This window comes from Bradyrhizobium sp. AZCC 1719, assembly GCF_036924525.1.
Lineage (GTDB): Bacteria > Pseudomonadota > Alphaproteobacteria > Rhizobiales > Xanthobacteraceae > Bradyrhizobium.
Genome location: NZ_JAZHRU010000001.1, coordinates 6,928,826 through 6,942,972 on the forward strand (window position 1 = coordinate 6,928,826; position 14,147 = coordinate 6,942,972).

A 14,147-nucleotide genomic window follows, 5' to 3' on the forward strand; every position below is an offset into this window, starting at 1 on the left:
TCCGGGGCGCGGCCGAGCCATAAGACCGCCGCCCATCTTTCTCTCGCCGCGGCTCCTCAAGGGAGCCGCATCATGTATCAGTAACGCGGTATCAGTAGCGCGGCGGCTTCGCCGGAATCGCCGGCACCGGATCGTTCGAAATCGTCACCGGGGCTCCGGACTGCAGCTTGAGCTGTCCCACCGCCACGACGCGGTCGCCCTCCTTCAAGCCCTTCAGGACCTCGGCGCGGCCCTCGAGGCGCTTTCCGGTCTGCACGAAGGTGCGCGTCGCTATCAGGCTGGTCTTGCCGTCCTCCTCCTTCTTTTCACTGAGGAGGTAGACCGAGTCGCCATAGAGCGTGTAGTCGACCGCGGTTTCGGGCACGGTGACGACCGGCGGCTTGTCCGGCAGCACCACGGTGGTGGTCGCGAACATACCGGGCTTGAGGATCTTGTCCGGATTCTGGATCGTCGCCTGCACGCGAATGTTGCGCGTGTCCGCCGCGATCTGCGGCTCGATGGTGGTGATCTTGCCCTCGAATGTGCGGCCCGGATAGGCGTCGACCGCGATCCGAACGATCTGGCCGACCTTGAGCTGGCCGGAGTCCTTCTCCGTCACGGTGAAGTTCGCATACAGCATCGACAGATCGGTCAGCGAGACGATCTGCGTACCCGCAGTCAGATATTGTCCGACTTCGACCCTGCGAACACCGAGTTCACCGTCGAAGGGAGCGCGTACCAGCTTCTGCGAGATGATGGCTTCCGTTTTGGCAATGCCGGCGCTGGCCTGGTCGAACACAGCCTGGGCGTTGTCCACCGTCGCCTGCGGTCCAACCTGACGTTCGGCCAGTTGCTTGGCGCGATCCAGCGAGAGCTGTGCCACCCGCTGCTGTGCCTTGAAGTTGGCAAGGTCGCCCTGCTCGGGACCGTCGAACAGCTGCACCAGCGGCGTGCCTGCCTTCACGCTGGCGCCCGCCGTAAACTGGATATCGGTGATGCGGCCGTTGACGTCGGAGGTCACGTTGACCTGGTGCACGGCGGCGAGATCGCCGACCGCGGTCAGAAGATTCGGAATCGTCTCAGTGGTCGCCGTGGCGATGTTGACGCTGGTCGGCGGCGGCTTCATGGTCGCGAAGAACTGCGCGATCATCTTGCCTCGGAAGTAGTTGAACCAGACCAGGCCGCCAACCAGCAAGGCCAGCAGCGTTCCAACGATGATGAGCCACCGCACCATGCGGACCGGCCGCTTGTGCGGCTTGTCGGTAATCGGCTTGCCCGAAATCTTGTGTTCGGTCACGATATTCATGTCATGCACTTTCTGCAGTTACCGATTGTCCCGAATTCGGTGACAGCTCGCCGTCCAGATGAGAAGCAATTGCGGCTTCGGTAAGTCCGATGCCGCGCAGGATGAATTGACACAACTGCCGCTCCAGGTCGGCGGCGTTGCCGTAAGAAAGACAGGGCACGGGCGGAAGCCTCGTCAGCGCCGCCATCAGCACGGTGTGGTGCGCGAACCAGAACAGGTTGAGCGGATCGCTGCCGATCCGCGTCGCGTCGCCGGCCGTTACAGCGCGCTCGATCGATGCTGTGAACACCGGCCCGATCAGGCCGGAGATCTTGTCGTAGAGCAAACGCGCGAATTCGCCGTCATCGAGATGGCTGGTCGTCATCAGCCGCAGCCGCTGCGCTTCCTCCTGATCCGAGCCGTCCGACACCTCCATGAAATGGCCAACCATGCTCTTGACCAGTTCGACCAGTGTGGCAGTTGAGGGCTGCTGGCCGAGCAGGTGCGCGAAATCCGGATCGGCCTCGCACTCCTCGGCGAGGATTTCGGCATAGAGCGCGGCCTTGGACGGGAAATGCTTGAACAACAGCCCTTCCGAAATGGCTGCAGCCGCCGCCACGCTCTTGGTCGTGGTGCCGGCAAAGCCGTGACGGGCAAAGCATCGCTTGGCGGCGCTCAAGATCAATTGCCGCCGCAAGTCACTGGTCATGCGCAGGGTAGACATGGGGGCGTGAGTAATCACTCACCTTGACGAAGTCAAGGATACATTGCAGCGCACCACGCGGATTCCGTCACCGGGTGGCGTCAAAGACACAGCCTCATCGCTTTGTTTGAGCACGATTTTTTGGGAAATCGGGCTCTCGCGTTGCAGACTTATCCCGAATTGATCGCAACCCCAAGGCGCTTGGATCAAGGCGCTTTGGATCAGGGCGCTTGGACGGTGTAGCCTGAAAGCTGCGCCGACTTGACGCTTTGAAAGCGGCGTCTAAGATAGTTGCAAATGCGACTAATTTGACGGCCGCTTACCTTTCCGTCTTCCCAACGAGTACGGCGAGCCATGAATCTGGATGCGCGCGAACTGGCGGCCACGTTCGACCTCGAAAAGCTGACGCCAGAGTTCTACGCCAACCCCTACCCGACCTATCGCGCGCTGCGCGAGAGCGAACCGGTCAAGCGGTTGCCGAATGGGTCGTATTTCCTGACCCGCTACGACGATCTGGTCGCAGCCTACAAGAACACCAAGGCCTTCTCGTCCGACAAGAAGAAGGAGTTCTCGCCGAAGTATGGCGACTCCCTGCTCTACGAGCACCACACCACGAGCCTTGTGTTCAACGATCCCCCCGCCCACACCCGCGTCCGCCGGTTGATCATGGGCGCATTATCGCCGCGCGCGATCGCCGGCATGGAGCCCGATCTGGTCCGGCTGGTCGACCGCCTGCTCGACGCCATCGCCGCCAAGGGCAAGGTGGATCTGATCGACGATTTCGCTGCTGCCATTCCGATCGAAGTGATCGGCAATCTGCTCGATGTGCCGGAGAGCGAGCGCGATCCCTTGCGCGACTGGTCGCTGGCCATTCTCGGCGCGCTGGAACCGGTGATCGGCCCGGACGCCTTCGCCCGCGGCAACAAGGCGGTGAAGGATTTCCTGGCGTACCTCGAAGGGCTGGTGGCGCGGCGACGGGCCAAGCCCGGCAATCCCGACCGCGACGTGCTGACGCGGCTGATTCAGGGCGAAGACAATGGCGAGCGGCTGACCGAAAAGGAGCTGCTGCACAACTGCATCTTCCTGCTCAATGCCGGGCACGAGACCACCACCAACCTGATCGGCAACGGGCTGGTCGCGTTACTGAACCACGCAGGCGAGAAACGCCGGCTGATTGAAAATCCCGATCTGATCAAGACCGCGGTCGAGGAAATGCTGCGGTTCGAGAGCTCCAACCAGCTCGGCAACCGCATGACCGTCGAGCCGTTCGAACTCGGCGGCGTCGCGATGCCACCGGGCACACCTGTGACGCTGTGCATCGGCGCCGCCAACCGCGACCCCGCCCAGTTCGCCGATCCCGAACGTTTCGATATCGGCCGCACGCCGAACCGGCATCTGGCCTTCGGCACCGGCGCGCATCAATGCGCCGGCATGGCGTTGGCGCGACTCGAGGGCGCCATCGCGATCTCGCGTTTCCTCGCGCGCTTTCCGGATTATGCGCTCGACGGCGAACCGGTACGCGGCGGCCGCGTGCGCTTCCGTGGATTTCTGAGCGTACCTTGCACGGTCAGCTAAGGCGCAGGCGAACTGTATTAGTCCTGCGTCGTAAAATCGCAAACGTAAGTCATAGCCGCGACGAACGATTCCTGCGCTTGCGCGTTGATGCTCCCGGGCGACGAAGCGAGGGAGTGAGATCATGCTTTCGAGCAGCGCTCGCATCGCAGCATTTTTGCTCGGTATCTCCGCGATAGCGGTGAGCACCGGCTCGTCCGCCCAGCATCGAGGAGGCGCTGGTCCGGCTGGCGGAGGCGCGCCAGCAGCCCGGCCGGCTGCACCGCCACCGGCGATGGCCCGCCCAGCGGCGCCACCGGCGATGGCCCGCCCGGCCGCGCCTCCGGCCATGGCGCGACCCGCCGCCCCGACGATCCGTGCAGCTCCTTCGCCGCAACGTCCATCAATAGCCCCACGGGCCGCGCCACCGCGTATCGCCGCGCCACCGCGGCCGGCAGCGCCGCGTGTCGTAGCGCCGCGGCCTGAGATTCAGCGTGCCGCGCCGCCGCAGCGACCGGCCATGGCGAGGCACCCCGAACCGCGCATCACCGCACCGTCGCGGCCGGGCGCATCGCCTGTCGCGGGCGCGAGCCCGTCGCGAAGGGAGCAGATCGAAACGCGTGCGCAGCAGCGCGAGCAGCGCCTCCAGCAGCGGCAGCAAATGGTACAGGAGCGCCAGCGCGATATGCTGTCGCGTCAAAGCACGGAGCGGCAGGGCCGCATCGATCGCTTGCAGCAGCGCGTCCAGCAGTTGCAGTCGCAAAAGCCGGAAGGTCCCCGGGCGCAACGCGAGCAGCAAAGATCGCTGCAGACTCAAAACCGCCTGCTCCAGCGCGAGCAGCGCATCCAGGAACGTGACCAGGCACGCCTGCAGCGGCTGGGGCCACAGCCCTCGGCTGAACGATCCGCCTCTGCGGCGGCCATGCAGGCCGCTGCCCGCGGGCGATTTTCCGCGCAGTTCCGCAGCAATGATGCCCTGCAAGCCCGAGCGGCGCTGACCGCCCGGGAGAACCGCTGGGCTCCGCGCCACGCCTGGCGGCGCGGCCATCGCGCCGCGTTCGTGGCATGGCTCGGCCCGGTGTTCTGGCCTTACGCCTATTCCGACATCTTCAATTACACGTTCTGGCCCCACGCCTACGACCCCGGCTATTGGGCGTATGCCTACGACGACTTCGTCGACACCGTGTTTTGGGGTACAGACAGCCCCTATTCCGCATATGCCAGATATCCCGAGCCCGGGGCGGCGGTCACCGATTTCCGACCGGGCAAGCGCGCAAGCGTGAGCCAGCAGGCGCTCCGGCAGGTGTGCAGAGAACCGGACGAGGGCGTGACCGCCTGGCCGATCGCGTCGATCGTGCGCGCCGTGCAGCCGACACCCGAGCAGCGCGCCCTGCTCGACGAGTTGAAGGCCGCCGCGGCAAAGGCTGCCGACGTCTTCAAGGATTCTTGCGCTGACTCCTTTGCCATGACACCGCCCGGTCGCTTGCGGGCGATGACGAACCGCGTGACGGCTACGCTCGACGCGGTAAGGATCGTGCGTCCGGCGCTTGAGCGGTTTTACAATTCGCTGGACGACGAGCAAAAAGCGCGCTTCAACGCGCTCGGCCCGAACGTCGGCGAGCGTTCGCAACAGCAGCCGCAGCAGGAAGCGAATACGCAAACCGAGCGCTGCGGCGAGCCGAAGTCCAGCCTCACGCAGCTACCGATTGAGCGGATCGAGGCCGTGATACATCCGGCGGGCAAACAGAAGGACGCGCTCGATCTCTTGAGCAAGGCGACGAACGACGCGGTCCAGAAGTTGCAGGCCGCCTGCCCCGACGAGGTGCCGCTCACACCGCTCGGACGGCTGGAGGCAATGGAGAAGCGGCTCGAGGCCATGCTGCAGGCAGCCGCGCTGGTGCAGCCGGCATTGGACGAGTTCTATGCCACGCTGAGCAACGAGCAGAAGGCGCGCTTCAATACGATGCCGCAGGTCGCAAGCCAGTGACCGAAACATGCCCGGCATCCTTTCTTGACGAGGATCGAATGAGTCAATCGCATTTTGTCACGCTGCTCGTCCGGCCGACATCCGGCCGGCGAGACGCACGTTTGCGGCACGGTCGGACGTTGCTGATAGGCGCGTTGAGCGGACTGGCGTGCATGCTTTTATCGCCTTCCGCCCTGCCCCAGGCGCCGCAAGGCGCGGAGGGCGTCTCAGGACAACAGGCGTTCAACAATGCCTGTCGAACGTGCCACATCATGAGAGAGGGCGACAATCGGCTGGGTCCCAACCTGCACAAGATCGTCGGACGGAAAGCGGGATCGCTACCAGACTATGGGTTTTCCAGCGCAATGAAGGAGGCAGGATTCGTCTGGGATGAGGAGAAGCTCGATCGCTTCATTGCTAACCCCGATGAGGTCGTGCCCGGCAACAGCATGAAGCCGTATGGCGGTCTCTCATCGAGCGAGGATAGAAAAAAGATCATCTCCTTCCTTGCTCAATCACGGTAACGCCGCAGCCTGGGTTTCTAGAGAAAAAACGCCCCGGTCATTTCACCGCGCGTGCCGATGCCAAAGCGCGCTCCATCACCCGCGCTACGATGACCGCAGAGCGCTCGTCGAGATGGACACCATCGGCCCAACGCAGTTCGTGTCGGTTCACATCGATAGACAGCCATCGATTGGAATCCGGAAACGCGGCATGAATAATTTCCCGTGTGATCGCCGCAGATCGCGAGCCTTCGATCGGCTCGGAATAGGGTAACTCGAACAGCAACACGCGCGCACCGCGCTGTTCCACGATCCGCATCAGCTCCCCAATCCGTTTCGCGTTAGACTGCACCGTATCCGTCGGATCCTCCGCGTTGAATTGCTGCAGCGCGCGATCCGCATAAACCCGGCTGTCGAAATCACTCGGCGGCTGCGCAACCAATCTGCGCAGCTCGAGCGAAACCTGCTCATGCGTCAGCGGCGTATGAAGCCGCTGCTCGTAGGCGGCTACCGCGGCCCTGATCGGGCGAAAGAACAATGGTTCGGCATCGCCGCGTGAGTAACGTTCGACCAGCGCGGCGTCGGCCTGACGGGCGAGAACATTCGCTTCAACCAGAATGAAGCTCGGAAGCTGCGGCTGGTTCGCAACGATCTCCAGCCCGGTGAGCGGCGAGCCGCCCGCGAGCGCCAGATTTCTCAACTTGGGCGTTGCAAAATATTCCTCCTTGAGGCGGAACGTGATCGAGCTGCCCACCAGCACGACGTCAGGCGCCGGCTCGCGCAGGTAACGGCTGAGCGTAATCAGCGTGCCGTCCCGCGTCGTCGTTGCCGGCATTTGCAGCCCGCTGCCGAAGCGCACGGTAGCGAAGCCGCAGGCGATCAAGACAATCGCCGCGCCGGCCCCGCATTTTATCAACCACCGAACGGCAGACACGTCTTCCTCGCTCCTCAGAACTGAAAGTAGATGAACGACGTTTCGGGACCGGCTTCCAGATACATCAGCGCGGCCATCGAGCCGTAGAGATATGGCTCCGCCCAGCGAAGCTTTCCCTCGGACAGCGGACGAACACCAAGGTGCTGAATCATGACCGGCAGCGAATAGAGTAGCGCCAGGTTGTAGAACAGCTTCGTCGGATTGGGATTCGTGCTCGCCGTAAACATGCCCGTGAGGTAGCCGACCGCATGATCGAAGTTCGGCAGCTTGAAGAAGATCCAGAGCATGGTGACGCAGACAAAAACGACAGTCATCCGGGCTGCTCGAAATACCGCAAAATCGATCGACGCCAAACGCGCCAACAAGGGGCGTTCGAGCACCAGCAACAGGCCGTGCAATAGTCCCCAGATCAGATAGCTGAGGCCGGCGCCGTGCCAGAGGCCGCCCAGCCCCATCACGATCATCAGGTTCAAATAGGTGCGCCATATGCCGTGACGATTTCCGCCGAGCGGGACGTAAAGATAGGTCCGCAGCCAGGTCGACAGCGAGATATGCCAGCGCGTCCAGAACTCGGAGAACGAGGTCGAGATGTAGGGAAGATTGAAGTTGATCGGCAAACGATAACCGAACAGCAGGGCAAGGCCGATCGCGATCGCGGAATAGCCGAAGAAATCCGCATAGATCTGATAGCTGTAGAGAAAAACCAGCAGCCAGCGATCCTGGGTCTGCAGCGTCTCGTAGAGCGGGAAGCTCATGTAAGACGTCATTTCATTGAGGTTGTTGGCAACGTAGAGCTTGAAGAAAAACCCGGTCAGGATCCATTTCGCGGCTTCGACGAACGGAATGTCCGCAAAGTATTTCGGCTTGATCTGCGGCATGAACATTTCCGCGCGCGTGATCGGACCCGAAACGAGCTGCGGAAAGAAAATGATGTAGAGGAATACGCCGGTCAGCGTCGGCGGCGCGCCCTTCTGCCGGGTCAAATCGACCAGGAGGCTGATGTTGTGGAAGACGAAAAATGAAATGCCGATCGGCAGCGGCAGCTTCAGAAGAAAATCGAGCGGCGCGAAATCGACCAGGCTGGGTGACGCCGGATCGATAAACAGCAATTTATATTTGAAGAACGCCAGCAGCGCGAGGTTGAAGGCGATGCCAGCCGGCAGCCAGAGCTGCCGGTTCCGCAACGCCAGGATCAGGAAGAGATATGTTCCGAGAACCGCGACAGCCAACAGCGCCAGCAGTTCCGGCTGGCCATAGCCGTAAAAGAACAGGCTGGCGAACACCAGCAGTTGGACCTGAAATGCTCGCAGCGCCGGAAGATAATACGCCGCAAATACGATCGCGACGAAAATGCCGAACTGCCAGGATATGAAAGTCATGCCGCCCCAACGGTAGTTGGGGAAGCTCTAGCATTTCGACCCGGGAGGGCCTAGCCGGAACCGGATTGCCGGTCCGCAAGCGGACGGCTCGACGCGGCCCGATTCGGCCACAGAGTTCGGGAAGTCCTAGTTGCCGGCAGTGTTGAAGCGGGAGAGGTCGCAATCCCGTTCGGCATATCTCACGCGCCGCAGGCCCTCGCGGTCTTCAACGACGGTCGGCCGGCAGCGTTCCCTCCAGGCGGCCTGGGCGGCTTCATCGGCCTTCAGTTCTTCCGCGGTCCGGGGCGTGATCTTCACGGTGCCGCGGCTGCCGACGTAGAAATTGGTTTGCTGGCTGGGAAGCAGCGGCGCGCCCGAGGCAATGGCCGCGGCCTTGGCATCCGCTGCGGCCCGCGCCGCGCGGGCGGCCTGGGCGGCATCTGCGGCATGGCCGTGGTCCATCGCAAATTGCGCGGACGCGGACGATACCGAAGCGACGACGATCGAGATTGCGATGAAGACGCGCATGGACACTGCCTCTTGATGAATGCGTCTGTCAGCAATGACCGACAAGCATTGAGGCGGCGTAAAGCTGTGTGACTAACCGGATCGCAATTTGATCGATAAAGGTTTAGCGGTCTTTCGGGCACGCGTTGCCCACCGTTCATCGAGCTGTAGGCTCGGAATTCTCCTCGCTCGCGGCGAGGAGAAGCTTGCTACTCGCTGCGGCCGAATTCGCAGCCCTTGCGGGCGTAAACCAGGCGGACGACGCCTTCGTTGTCGTAGGTGCGCTTCGGCTTGCAGAACGCTTCCCACTTCTCGATGCTGGCGCGTTTTGCCTTTGCGTCTTCCTGATCCTGCGCCTCGCTGCGCACCGGATCGTCCAGATAGGAAGTCGTGCACACCCTGCCGTAGAACTTGCTGTAGGTGCAGCGTTCCACGACCTGCCAAGCCTGCGCCGATGTCGACAGCAGGGCTAGTGTCGCAATTGCGTAAAGGATTTTCATGTTGTCGCTCATCGCTCGAGGAGACTTTCTCCGTGCGACTAGCTAGCGCCGGAGTTTATCGAGGCGCAACGGTAACCCTTTGTTAATCTAAATACCCGCGGAAAAGGTTAAATCTGGAACCGCGCGCTGTCTCCTCATGCGACACTATCACAACCAGAACGCGCGGCAGTTCACATACGGGACAACATCGTCCGTCATTGAGACAGAGGAACAAGCATCTTCGAGTGACGGCTGTTAGACCACCGTGCGATGCCGCGCGATGCAGGTCTGCAGGACCTCATCCATCGGCCTTGCCCACCACTCGTTGGAGAAGATTTCGATCTCGGAATAGCCGGCAAAGCCCTGCGCCTCGACCGCTGATCGCACAGATGTGATGTCGATGACGCCGTCGCCCATCATGCCGCGATCGTTGAGGACGTCTTTTGTCGGCACCAGCCAGTCGCAGACGTGAAACGCCAGCAATCGATCTTTCCCCGCGCGCGCGATCTGCGGCATCAATTCCGGGTCCCACCAGATGTGATAGACGTCGAGCGCAACGCCGAGCGCACCGGTGCGCTGCGGGTCGATCTGATCGCAAATGTCGAGCGCCTGCTTCGTCGTGTTCACACAGGCACGGTCGGCGGCGTAGGCCGGATGCAAGGGCTCGATCGCGAGCGGCATGTTGGCCTCTCTCGCATACTCCAGCATTTCCGCGATCGCGTCATGGACCTGCGTACGCGCAGCCGCAATGTCCTTCGAGGCCGCGCTTCCCGGCCGCGAATATTGCGGCAGGCCGCCGACGACCAGCACGATGCAGGGCGCACCCAGCGCCTTGGCTTCGTCCACTGCGCGTCGGTTGTCGTCGCGCGCCTCGATGCGATGCGCGGCGTCCGCCGTGAACATGCCGCCGCGGCAATAGCCGGACAATTCAAGGCCGGCGTCGCGCACGGTCCGCACTGCGCGCTCGAGGCCGATGGCCGCAACCTGGTCGCGCCAGGGATCGATGGCGCGGATGCCATGGCGCGCACAGGCGTCGATGATGGCAACGAGGTCGCCCTGCTTGCGGACGGTTGCCGTGTTCAGCGACAGCCAGCGATGATCGCTCGAGAAATCACGCATCAGGGTTCGATGCCGCGCGTTGTCAGCACCGTCTTCATGCGCCGTGTCGCCAGTTCGGGGTTGGAGAGCAGCCCAGCTTTATCCGCAAGGCGAAACAGTTCGGCCAGATGCAGCGTCGAGCGCGTGCTCTCCTGCCCGCCGACCATGGTGAAATGATCCTGGTGGCCGTTGAGATAGGCCATGAACACGATGCCGGTCTTGTAGAATCGCGTCGGCGCCTTGAAGATATGCCGCGACAGCGGCACCGTCGGCCCCAATACGTCATGGAAACCGGCCTGGTCGCCGGCAGCCAGCCGTGACAGCGCGTAGGACGCCGCCGGCGCGATGGCATCGAAGATGCCGAGCAGCGCATGCGAAAAGCCTTGCTCGTCGCCCGCGATCAGTTCGGCGTAGTTGAAATCGTCGCCGGTATACATCTTCACCTTGGGATCGAGGCGACGGCGCATGTCGATCTCTCGCTGCTTGTCGAGCAGCGAGACTTTTACGCCATCGACCTTGGCGGCATTGGCGTTGATGATGGCAACCGCCGTATCCATTGCCTTGTCGAGATCGGCCGTTCCCCAATAGCCCGACAGCGCCGGGTCGAACATGTCGCCGAGCCAGTGGATGATCACGGGCTCGCGAACCTGTGACAGTACCCGGTTGTAGACCTTGGCGTAATCGTCGGCGCTGCGGCCGAGTTTTGCCAGCGCACGCGAGGCCATCAGGATGATGCGGCCACCGGCCTTTTCGACTGCCGCGATCTGTTCCTCATAGGCGCGGATCACGTCGTCGATCGATTTTGCATCTTCTACTGCGAGGTGGTCGGTGCCGGCGCCGGAAAACACCAGCGCATTGCCCTTCGCTTTCGCAGCCTTTACCGAACGCTGGATCAGTTCCAGCGAGGTCGGCCAATCCAGCCCCATGCCGCGCTGCGCGGTGTCCATCGCTTCGGCAACGCCAAGGCCGAGATCCCAGACATGCTCGCGGAACGCGATGGTGCGGTCCCAGTCAATGGCGGATGTCAGCCACGGGTCGTTGTCGGCGAGCGGGTCCGCCACGACATGGGCAGCGGAAAACGCCACGCGGTTGAGCGCACCTTCAAGCTTCGCCGGAAACGTCCGCGACGCCGCCAGGCGATAATCCTCTATTTTGCGATCCGCCGTCGGCAGCTTCAGCGATAGCGATGACATCGGCAGGACTGGCTTGTTCATGCTTAAGCCTCCTCACACCTTGATCGGGGCAACGTCGATCCAGCGCCGCTCGCGCCAGCTCTGCAGCGCGCATTCGGCAAGCTGCACGCCCTTGGCGCCTTCCAGCAGCGTGTATTTGTAGGGCGCGTCCTCGCAGACGTGGCGGATGAACATTTCCCACTGCTCCTTGAAGCCGTTGTCGTAGACAACGTTATCGGGAACCTTCTGCCAGTCGGCGTAGAAATCATGAGTGCGTTTCTCGTCCGGATTCCACACCGGCCGCGGCGTCGCCTGGCGCGTCTGGATCACGCAATCGGTCAGGCCCGCCACCGCCGAGCCGTGGGTACCGTCGACCTGAAAGGTGACGAGATCGTCGCGATAGACCCGCGTCACCCAGCTCATGTTGATATGCGCGATCACGCCGCCCTTGAGGCGGAACGTGGCATAGGCGGAGTCGTCGGCGGTCGCCGTATACTTCTTGCCCTTTTCGTCGAAACGTTCGGGGATGTCGGTGGTGCCGAGGCAGGAGATGCTCTCGACCTCGCCGAAGAGATTGTCGAGCACATAGCGCCAGTGGCAGACCATGTCGAGAATGATGCCGCCGCCGTCCTCGCTGCGATAGTTCCACGACGGCCGCTGCGCTTCCTGCCAGCCGCCCTCGAACACCCAGTAGCCGAACTCACCGCGCACCGAGAGCATGCGGCCGAAGAAGCCGGAATCGCGCAGGAAGGCGAGCTTCTTCAAGCCCGGCAGGAACAGCTTGTCCTGCACCGTGCCGTGCTTGATGCCTTTGGCCTTGGCGAGCTTCAGCACCGCGACCGCCTCCTCCAGATTGGTCGCGATCGGCTTTTCGCAATAGACATGTTTACCGGCCTCGATCGCCTTCGTCAGCAGCGACGGGCGCGCCTGCGTGGTCGCAGCGTCGAAGAAGATGGTGTCGTTTTTGTCGGCCAGCGCCTTGTCGAGATCGGTCGACCACCGCTCCACATTGAAGCGCTTGGCGAGCCGTTCCACCTTGTCCGCATCGCGGCCGATCAGGATCGGGTCGGGCAGCATACGGTCGCCGTTCGACAGCAGCACGCCGCCCTGGTCGCGGATCGCGATGATAGAGCGGACCAAATGCTGGTTGAGTCCCATGCGGCCGGTAACGCCGTTCATGATCAGGCCGAGGCGTTTGGTCGTCATACTGCTTTCTCCAAAGGAATTCTGAGCGAGGACTGCGCGAGCGGCGACATCGCGGACCAGTCCGGATGCGTGGCCGTGGCGAAGCCAGGTGTGGTCAGCGATCCCGTCAGGAGATCGCCGTCATGGATCGCGAGACGAATTTTGTTGCCGTCGCGGACATAGAGATCGGGATGACCTGCGAGAAACGCCTCCGCCTCCGTGGCAGGCGTATCGCCAAAACCATCCACATAGTGGTGGCCGTTGCGCTCGGCATGGGTGACGCCGATCAGTGCACCGAGCGCGAGGTCCTGCTGCACGGCAAGGCCCGCCTGGCAGGTCAGGTCCTCGCCGGCGATGAAGCATTTTTCGCCGGCGGCACTCCATTTGGCCGCACGCGTGGCGTTGATCACCGACTTGTAGATGCCCTTGCAGGACTTCGAGGAGATGCCGCGATAGCCGAGCGCCCGCGCCACCGGGAAGGCGTCGTAGGAATCGTCGGCCTCGTCGACGATAAAATCGCGCCGCGCCAGCGCGCCGAGCGGCGATTGCCGCGTAATGTCGCGCGGCATCGGCTGCTCGATGTAGAGGAGCTTTTGCGCGATCGGCCGGAGGACCGCATCGCGGTCGAGCCGCTCGACAAGCGCATTCAATGCAGTGAGGTCGGCGTACTGTTCATTGGCGTCGAGTGTGACGCGGTAATCGTACGACAGCGTCGCCAGTTCATTGCCGATCCGGATCAGCCGATCCGCATCGTGCGCGGGGTCGCCGTTTAGCTTGAGCTTGAAGTAGCGCGCGCCGGCGTTCTCTCTGATGTCGGCAACGCCGCCCTCGCCTTCGACCTTGTCGTCCATGCCAACCGTATGCCGGATCGCGACGCGCTCCAGCCGCTTCCGGCCTGCGAGAAAGCGCGACACGTCATCATCGCCGAGATCGCGCGACAGGCGCGCATCCATGCCTGCGATGTTGTCGGCCATGCCGTCGAAGAAGCTGGTTCCCGCGCAACGCAGCAGCGCGTCGAGAATCGCCTTATCGATTTCGGCCGGCCCGTAGGCCGCCGCCAGCGGCGGAATATCTTCTCGCGCGCAGGCTTCGATCTGCGCGCCGATGCAGGCCGCATGCAGGCCGAACGCGGTCTCGAAGCCCGAATGCGCCAGATAGATATCCCGCGCGACTAGAAGCGAGCGCCGTAGTTCCTCGACTGTCTGCTCTGGCGCGAGGTGCGGCCGCTTGTCGAACCATTTTGGAACCAAGAACTCGGCGCTCGCGCCGACAGCCCTGCCCTTGCCCTCGACCTCAATCTCGACCCGCACAAAAGCCTGCGGCGTCGCATTGATGACGACCGCGCCGAATCGGAACGGCCGGGCAAAGGTGACCGGGCGTTCGAAAAATGAGATGTCTCGTACGGCCAAGCGTAACGGCATCGAGCC

14 protein-coding genes are annotated in these 14,147 nt (G+C 62.7%); 3 read left to right on the plus strand and 11 right to left on the minus strand.

All coding sequences use genetic code 11. From position 1 onward, the window contains the following. Positions 1–91: 91 nt before the first annotated feature. Positions 92–1,285 carry an efflux RND transporter periplasmic adaptor subunit gene (locus V1292_RS32625; RefSeq protein ID WP_334376651.1) on the minus strand — a complete coding sequence of 398 codons (1,194 nt, stop codon included), beginning with the start codon at positions 1,283–1,285 and terminating at the stop codon, positions 92–94. Position 1,286: 1 nt separating this feature from the next. Next, on the minus strand, positions 1,287–1,988 hold the full coding sequence (locus V1292_RS32630) for a TetR/AcrR family transcriptional regulator (RefSeq protein ID WP_334376652.1): 702 nt from the start codon (positions 1,986–1,988) through the stop codon (positions 1,287–1,289). A gap of 333 nt (positions 1,989–2,321) precedes the next feature. Here V1292_RS32630 and V1292_RS32635 point away from each other — a divergent pair, with 333 nt between their 5' ends. Further along, entirely contained in the window at positions 2,322–3,542 is a 1,221-nt protein-coding gene (locus tag V1292_RS32635) for a cytochrome P450 (RefSeq protein WP_334376653.1), read from the plus strand. A gap of 379 nt (positions 3,543–3,921) precedes the next feature. On the opposite strand, the gene V1292_RS32640 is transcribed toward V1292_RS32635, so the two are convergent. Further along, positions 3,922–4,566 (minus strand): hypothetical protein, encoded by a 645-nt coding sequence (locus tag V1292_RS32640; RefSeq protein WP_334376654.1) that lies wholly within the window; start codon positions 4,564–4,566, stop codon positions 3,922–3,924. A 12-nt stretch (positions 4,567–4,578) separates the two neighbouring features. On the opposite strand from V1292_RS32640, the gene V1292_RS32645 reads away from it, so the two are divergent. Continuing rightward, positions 4,579–5,505, plus strand: coding sequence for a Spy/CpxP family protein refolding chaperone (locus V1292_RS32645; RefSeq protein WP_334376655.1), 927 nt, complete (start codon positions 4,579–4,581; stop codon positions 5,503–5,505). A 152-nt stretch (positions 5,506–5,657) separates the two neighbouring features. After that, positions 5,658–6,008 (plus strand): c-type cytochrome, encoded by a 351-nt coding sequence (locus V1292_RS32650; protein WP_334377232.1) that lies wholly within the window; start codon positions 5,658–5,660, stop codon positions 6,006–6,008. A 37-nt stretch (positions 6,009–6,045) separates the two neighbouring features. On the opposite strand, the gene V1292_RS32655 is transcribed toward V1292_RS32650, so the two are convergent. The 8 genes from V1292_RS32655 to V1292_RS32690 form a co-directional block, all read right to left on the minus strand. After that, a complete protein-coding gene (locus V1292_RS32655; RefSeq protein ID WP_334376656.1) occupies positions 6,046–6,747 on the minus strand; it encodes a hypothetical protein in 702 nt (233 codons plus the stop codon). Between the two features lie 188 nt (positions 6,748–6,935). Beyond that, positions 6,936–8,300, minus strand: coding sequence for an MBOAT family O-acyltransferase (locus V1292_RS32660; RefSeq protein ID WP_334376657.1), 1,365 nt, complete (start codon positions 8,298–8,300; stop codon positions 6,936–6,938). A 126-nt stretch (positions 8,301–8,426) separates the two neighbouring features. Continuing rightward, positions 8,427–8,807 (minus strand): hypothetical protein, encoded by a 381-nt coding sequence (locus tag V1292_RS32665; RefSeq protein WP_334376658.1) that lies wholly within the window; start codon positions 8,805–8,807, stop codon positions 8,427–8,429. 188 nt (positions 8,808–8,995) lie between these two features. Continuing rightward, positions 8,996–9,286: a hypothetical protein gene (locus V1292_RS32670; protein ID WP_334376659.1), complete on the minus strand. Its 291-nt coding sequence runs from the start codon at positions 9,284–9,286 to the stop codon at positions 8,996–8,998. Between the two features lie 234 nt (positions 9,287–9,520). Next, the gene (locus V1292_RS32675) at positions 9,521–10,384 is read right to left on the minus strand and encodes a sugar phosphate isomerase/epimerase family protein (protein WP_334376660.1); all 864 of its coding nucleotides are present in this window, start codon (positions 10,382–10,384) and stop codon (positions 9,521–9,523) included. Beyond that, positions 10,384–11,577 carry a dihydrodipicolinate synthase family protein gene (locus V1292_RS32680; protein WP_334376661.1) on the minus strand — a complete coding sequence of 398 codons (1,194 nt, stop codon included), beginning with the start codon at positions 11,575–11,577 and terminating at the stop codon, positions 10,384–10,386. The genes V1292_RS32675 and V1292_RS32680 overlap by 1 nt, the downstream gene beginning before the upstream one ends. Positions 11,578–11,589: 12 nt before the next feature. Beyond that, positions 11,590–12,741 carry a Gfo/Idh/MocA family protein gene (locus tag V1292_RS32685; RefSeq protein WP_334376662.1) on the minus strand — a complete coding sequence of 384 codons (1,152 nt, stop codon included), beginning with the start codon at positions 12,739–12,741 and terminating at the stop codon, positions 11,590–11,592. After that, a complete protein-coding gene (locus V1292_RS32690) occupies positions 12,738–14,141 on the minus strand; it encodes a hypothetical protein (RefSeq protein WP_334376663.1) in 1,404 nt (467 codons plus the stop codon). The genes V1292_RS32685 and V1292_RS32690 overlap by 4 nt, the downstream gene beginning before the upstream one ends. Positions 14,142–14,147 lie beyond the last annotated feature (6 nt).

Coding starts and splice junctions, on each gene's coding strand:
- V1292_RS32630 (WP_334376652.1), bottom strand. CDS start 1,988: ATGTCTACCCTGCGCATGACCAGTGACTTGCGGCGGCAATTGATCTTG.
- V1292_RS32640 (WP_334376654.1), bottom strand. CDS start 4,566: ATGGCCGCGCCGCCAGGCGTGGCGCGGAGCCCAGCGGTTCTCCCGGGC.
- V1292_RS32690 (WP_334376663.1), bottom strand. CDS start 14,141: ATGCCGTTACGCTTGGCCGTACGAGACATCTCATTTTTCGAACGCCCG.
- V1292_RS32650 (WP_334377232.1), top strand. CDS start 5,658: ATGCTTTTATCGCCTTCCGCCCTGCCCCAGGCGCCGCAAGGCGCGGAG.
- V1292_RS32685 (WP_334376662.1), bottom strand. CDS start 12,741: ATGACGACCAAACGCCTCGGCCTGATCATGAACGGCGTTACCGGCCGC.
- V1292_RS32675 (WP_334376660.1), bottom strand. CDS start 10,384: ATGCGTGATTTCTCGAGCGATCATCGCTGGCTGTCGCTGAACACGGCA.
- V1292_RS32665 (WP_334376658.1), bottom strand. CDS start 8,807: ATGCGCGTCTTCATCGCAATCTCGATCGTCGTCGCTTCGGTATCGTCC.
- V1292_RS32680 (WP_334376661.1), bottom strand. CDS start 11,577: ATGAACAAGCCAGTCCTGCCGATGTCATCGCTATCGCTGAAGCTGCCG.
- V1292_RS32670 (WP_334376659.1), bottom strand. CDS start 9,286: ATGAAAATCCTTTACGCAATTGCGACACTAGCCCTGCTGTCGACATCG.
- V1292_RS32635 (WP_334376653.1), top strand. CDS start 2,322: ATGAATCTGGATGCGCGCGAACTGGCGGCCACGTTCGACCTCGAAAAG.
- V1292_RS32660 (WP_334376657.1), bottom strand. CDS start 8,300: ATGACTTTCATATCCTGGCAGTTCGGCATTTTCGTCGCGATCGTATTT.
- V1292_RS32625 (WP_334376651.1), bottom strand. CDS start 1,285: ATGAATATCGTGACCGAACACAAGATTTCGGGCAAGCCGATTACCGAC.